Source organism: Pseudomonas sp. 57B-090624 (genome assembly GCF_003234055.1).
GTDB classification, from domain to species: Bacteria; Pseudomonadota; Gammaproteobacteria; order Pseudomonadales; family Pseudomonadaceae; genus Metapseudomonas; species Metapseudomonas tohonis.
The window spans coordinates 1-862 of record NZ_QKRU01000186.1; the positions used below are offsets into that span (position 1 = coordinate 1).

Genomic DNA, 862 nt, shown 5'->3' on the forward strand with positions numbered 1-862 from the left:
ACGATGCGCCATTCAGCGGCATGAAAGTCTGGGACATCGCCGAGGATGGCTCGCGGGCCGTGCTGGGCTGGACGTTGAACGATGAGCGCTTTCGACGCGTGATGCCCTATGGCCCGTTTGCCGAGCTGGTCATCCAGGGCGATGGTCAAGCGGAGCCCTTCAGCGCCACGCTTCATCGACTCAGCGGGTACGAGGCAGCGGAGCGGTCCGAGACGACCGAGGACATGACCGTGTTTAGCGGGGTGTGGGGCTGGCGCTTCCCTCGGCGCGACGACTGGGTGCCGTCGAATGAGGCATGCAACTGGCTGCACCAGACCGTCGAGGGCGGCGAAATGTACCTCGACGCCAACGGCATCCCATCCATTGAAACGCCGTCCGTTTCCATTGCCACTGGTACCCGCAGTGCCAAGGTGTTTGGGGTCGTGCTGGGCTACTGGTACGAAGACGGTGCGGCTCAGCCGGTCACCCTGGACCTGGAGTACAACCTGTCGGCCGGCTTCAGCATGGACGGCAGCGCCACGGCGCTGACCCCGCACATCTTCGAGCAGCAGTTCACCGAGCGTGTCGGCGTGTGTGTGGCCAATGGCGGCGCGTACACCATCCAGCAGGGCACGTTCCAATTCCGGGGCCGGGTGACATCGAGCACGACCGAAGAGCTCGTCTACATCCTGCGCGTCGGCGGCATCGAGCGCGACCGCCGGACCCTGCGCTATGCGTATGACAGTGAGCTGACCATGAACGCCGCCGGTGTGGTGGGTTTCTCGACCGGCCTATCGGGCCGACCTGGTCCCCAGGTGGCCGAGCTGCATGATCGGTGGGTGCTGAGCATCGACGGTGAAACCATCGACCAGGCACAAAGCAC

General features: G+C 64.6%; 1 protein-coding gene. It reads left to right on the forward strand.

The window, feature by feature from the left end; translation table 11 throughout:
- A partial coding sequence (locus DMX10_RS32905) for a hypothetical protein (protein WP_158545647.1) occupies nt 1–862 on the forward strand: 862 nt, incomplete at both ends.